Source organism: uncultured Nocardioides sp. (genome assembly GCF_902805925.1).
Taxonomy (GTDB): domain Bacteria; phylum Actinomycetota; class Actinomycetes; order Propionibacteriales; family Nocardioidaceae; genus Nocardioides.
Genome location: NZ_CADCUP010000216.1, coordinates 1 through 3731, shown reverse-complemented (window position 1 = coordinate 3731; position 3731 = coordinate 1). Strand labels below are relative to the sequence as shown.

General features: G+C 75.5%; 6 protein-coding genes. 4 read left to right on the top strand and 2 right to left on the bottom strand.

Annotated features, from left to right (window positions below):
• The first annotated feature begins 37 nt into the window (after nucleotides 1-37).
• From QZX64_RS15780 to QZX64_RS15770, 3 genes are all read left to right on the top strand, one after another.
• The gene (locus tag QZX64_RS15780; protein ID WP_295661661.1) at nucleotides 38-436 is read left to right on the top strand and encodes a pilus assembly protein CpaE; all 399 of its coding nucleotides are present in this window, start codon (nucleotides 38-40) and stop codon (nucleotides 434-436) included.
• Between the two features lie 66 nt (nucleotides 437-502).
• Nucleotides 503-949: an NAD(P)-dependent oxidoreductase gene (locus QZX64_RS15775; RefSeq protein WP_295661659.1), complete on the top strand. Its 447-nt coding sequence runs from the start codon at nucleotides 503-505 to the stop codon at nucleotides 947-949.
• 5 nt (nucleotides 950-954) lie between these two features.
• Nucleotides 955-1926, top strand: coding sequence for an NAD(P)-dependent alcohol dehydrogenase (locus tag QZX64_RS15770; protein ID WP_295661656.1), 972 nt, complete (start codon nucleotides 955-957; stop codon nucleotides 1924-1926).
• Here QZX64_RS15770 and QZX64_RS15765 read toward each other — a convergent pair.
• Together QZX64_RS15765 and QZX64_RS15760 are read right to left on the bottom strand one after the other, a co-directional pair.
• Nucleotides 1923-2342 (bottom strand): MarR family winged helix-turn-helix transcriptional regulator, encoded by a 420-nt coding sequence (locus QZX64_RS15765; protein ID WP_295661654.1) that lies wholly within the window; start codon nucleotides 2340-2342, stop codon nucleotides 1923-1925. The two genes, QZX64_RS15770 and QZX64_RS15765, sit on opposite strands and share 4 nt — an antisense overlap.
• Complete coding sequence (locus QZX64_RS15760) at nucleotides 2339-3106, bottom strand: cyclase family protein (protein ID WP_295661651.1); 768 nt, start codon at nucleotides 3104-3106, stop codon at nucleotides 2339-2341. The genes QZX64_RS15765 and QZX64_RS15760 overlap by 4 nt, the downstream gene beginning before the upstream one ends.
• Before the next feature lie 54 nt (nucleotides 3107-3160).
• On the opposite strand from QZX64_RS15760, the gene QZX64_RS15755 reads away from it, so the two are divergent.
• On the top strand, nucleotides 3161-3547 hold the full coding sequence (locus tag QZX64_RS15755; protein ID WP_295661648.1) for a DUF2237 family protein: 387 nt from the start codon (nucleotides 3161-3163) through the stop codon (nucleotides 3545-3547).
• The last annotated feature ends 184 nt before the right edge of the window (nucleotides 3548-3731 follow it).

Sequence of the window (3731 nt, the reverse complement as noted above, 5' to 3'; positions counted from 1 at the left end):
CGACGTCGACTCCTCCGCCCACGACGGCTGAGCAGCCGTGATCACCCTCGAGCTCGCCCGCCGCGTCGGAGCACGCCTGGCGGCCGCCGGGCATCCGTGGCAGCCCGGGTCGGGTGACCGCTTCATCCTGCCCGACCGCGGTCTCGACCAGGTCTTCGTGGTCGCCGAGATGACCATCGAGGTGGCGGAGTACCCCACCGGCACCCTGATCCGCTTCAACGGCACCACGGAGTGGGCGCTGGACACCGTGGAGGCCCGCGAGGTGGTGTGGCTGCCTTGGGAGCACCAGCTGCGCGCGGCGCTGGGCGACCGGTTCGAGCGCCTCGAGCGCGTCCCCGCTCCGACCGAGGGCTTCGTGGTCGTCACCACCGACGGCGAGCGGCACGCCGACGTCGACGTCGAGGGCGCCTACGCGCGGGCGCTGCTGGGGGGCTGAGCCGGACGATCCACCGGTTGGGCGGCCTCCGTACGCTGTCAGGGAACCTGACAACGGAGGAAGCACATGCGGATCGTGGCCCTGGGCGGTCGCACCTCCGGTCCAGGCGTCGGCAGCGCGGCCCTGCCGCACGTGGTCGCCGCCGCCCGGTCGCACGGCGTGACGCGTCTCGTGAGCGTGTCGGGCGCGGGTGTCGACCTGCCCGGCGACCGCAAGGGCCTCGGAGCCCGGTTCGTCTCCGCGCTCACCCACCGCCTCGCGGGAGCGTTGGTCGGCGACAAGGAGGCCGAGCACCGCGTCCTCGCTGCCAGCGACCTCGTCTGGACCGAGGTCCGCCCCCCGCGGCTGAGCGACGGCGGCCCCACGGGCCGGTGGCGCCTCGGTGACGACGCGCCCGGCCTGATCGCGTCGCCGGTGACGCGGGGCGACGTCGCCGAGGCGATGCTCGACCTCGCCGCCGACGCGGGCCAGTGGGTGCGCGCGTCGCCCTTCATCTCCACGGTCCGCGGCTGACCCGGGTGCGAGCGCTCCGGTTCCACGCCCACGGCGACCCCTCCGTGCTGCAGGTCGACGAGGTCGCCGGGCCCCGTCCGCCGCGGGGCGACGAGCTCCTGGTCGAGGTGGCCGCCTCCAGCATCAACGGCACCGACCTCGGCCTGCGCCGCGGCGACCTCCCGGCGGTGGCCACCTGGGGACGGCTGCCGTTCACCCCCGGCTTCGACCTCGCGGGCGTCGTCGTCGACACGGGCCCCGGCGTCACGGCCTTCGGACGCGGCGACCGGGTGATGGCCCTGCTCGGCCACGGCGGCGGCGCGCAGGCCGAGCGCGTCGTCGTACGGCAGTCGCGCGCCGCGCTCTGCCCACGCACCGTCGAGACGACCACCGCCGCCGCCATCCCGCTCGCCGGCCTCACCGCCCTGCAGGCCCTCCAGGGCTGCGGGCACCTCCAGCAGCGTCCCCGCGGCGCCCGCGTCCTGGTGCTCGGCGCCTCGGGCGGCATCGGGTCGTACGCCGTCCAGCTCGCCAAGGACCTCGGTGCGCACGTCACGGGGGTCGCCCGGGCCGCGAAGCACGCCCACCTGCGCGACCTCGGCGCCGACGAGGTGGTCGACCGCCGGCAGACCGACGTCTCCACCCTCGGCGACAGGTACGACGTGGTGCTGGACGCCGCCGGGGTCCAGGGCTTCGCCGGCGTGGGCCACCTGCTCGTGCCCGACGGCCGGCTGGTGTCGGTCCGACCGCTGTCCCTGGACGCCGTGCGTGGGGCCCTGGCGCGCCGGCTGCCCGCTGGGGTGGACGCCCGTCACCGCGGGGTGACGGCCGTGATGACGACTGCCCGGTCCCAGGACCTCACCCGGCTGGCCGCCCTGGTCGATGCGGGCCGGCTGCGGGTGCCGGTCGACGCGACGTACCCGCTGGAGGCGGCGCGGGAGGCGCACGAGCACGCCGAGCGCGAGGTGCGCGGCAAGGTGGTCCTCACACTCGGCTAGCGCCCGGCCGTCCCGTCGTCCAGGACGCTCTCGAGGAGGTCGCGCAGCTGCGCGCCCCGCGTCGCGCCCAGCTCCGCCTCGAGGTCGCCGAGCACGCCCCGGGCAGCGGAGGCCAGGTCACGCCCCCGGCTCGTCAGCACGACCAGCCGGCCCCGCTTCGTGGCGGGGTCGTCGACCACCTCGGCGAGGCCGAGGCGCACCAGCCCGGCCACCAGCTCCTGCGTCGACTGGCGGGTGGCGCCCAGCGCCCGCGCGAGCGCGGCCGGGGAGATGCCGTCGCCCCCCAGGTGCGGGAACACCAGCGACTGGGCGGAGGTCAGCCGCGGCCACCCGAGCTCCTCGAGCCGGTCGAGCAGCCGACGGTCGAACCAGCGGCTCGCCCGCAGGAGCAGCAGCGCCAGCGGCTGGTCGCTCACGCCCGGTCGACCAGCGCGAAGACCCGCGCCGGGAAGCCCGACCCCTCCTGCGGCTTGGGCCACGTCGCGACGACCAGGGCACCGGTGGCCGGGACCCGGTCGAGGCCGGCGAGCATCTCGATCTGCCACCTGTCGGCGCCGAGCACGTAGGTCTCAGCGGGCGCCGAGCCGCCTGCCACGACCACGCCGGGGTCGGTGTCGGTGGTGTCGTGCCCGACCGCGGTGACCTCGCGCTCCTCGACGAGGAAGCGCAGGGCCTCCACGCTCCACCCCGGGTAGTGCGCCGTGCCGTCGGCGTCCCGGTTGGCGACCGCCTCGCCGTCCGGCCAGCGGTCGGACCACCCGGTGAGGATCGCGACGAAGGCACCCGGCGGGACGGGGCCGTGCTCCTGCTCGTGCGCCTCGAGGTCGGCCACGGTGACCGCGTGGTCGACGTCGGCCGCCACCTGCTCGCGCACGTCCACCACCACCAGCGGCAGCACCATCTCGGTCACCGGGATCTCGTCGAGGAAGCGGCCGCCGCGGGCGAAGTGCGCCGGCGGGTCGACGTGGGTGCCCCACTGGCCGATGTGGCTGTAGCGGTGGGCCAGGAAGCCCGTCCCGGTCGAGCCCACCCCCTCGTCGAAGTGGAAGATCGTCTCCCGCTCCTCGTCCGGGAACGCGGGGTAGTGCGGGATGCCCGGCGCGAAGGAGTGGGTCAGGTCCACCCACTCGCACGAGCGGAGACGGTCCAGGACGTCGGCGAGGGGTGCGTTGTCGGCCACCCGCCGGATGCTAGCCGCCGGGGCGTCCGCGCGCCGGGATGAGACGCTTGACCGGTGACCGAACGCAACGTCCTCGGCGGCCTGCTCGAGCCCTGCAGCACCGACCCGGTGACCGGCTTCTACCGGGACGGCACGTGCACGGTCGGACCGGAGGACGTCGGCGTCCACGGCATCTGCACCGTGGTGACGGCTCAGTTCCTCGACCACCAGCAGTCGATCGGCAACGACCTCGTCACCCCGCGTCCGGAATGGGGGTTCGCCGGTCTGGTGCCGGGGGATCGGTGGTGCGTCGTCGCGGTCCGGTGGCTCCAGGCCTACGCCGACGGGTCGCCCGCCCCGGTGGTGCTCGCCTCGACGCACGAGGCGGTGCTCGCCGTCGTGCCCCTGGAGGCGCTGGAGCAGCACGCCGTCGACGTGCCGCCGGACCTCTCGCAGCTCTGAGCCCGTGCTGCCCAGGGCGGATCCGCTCGGAGCAGCGCGCCCTTCTGCGGCCTCCCGCGCGCTGCCACCGTAGGGCCATGACCGACACCCCCACCACCCGGCTCGACGACGACCTGGCTCGTCGCCTGCTCGACCAACGCACGATCCTGCTCGGCTCCGTGCTCGACGAGACCGTCGGCAACCG

Bases quoted from the DNA above. Each gene is read 5' to 3' on its own strand.
- QZX64_RS15775 (WP_295661659.1), top strand. From the start codon at position 503: ATGCGGATCGTGGCCCTGGGCGGTCGCACCTCCGGTCCAGGCGTCGGC.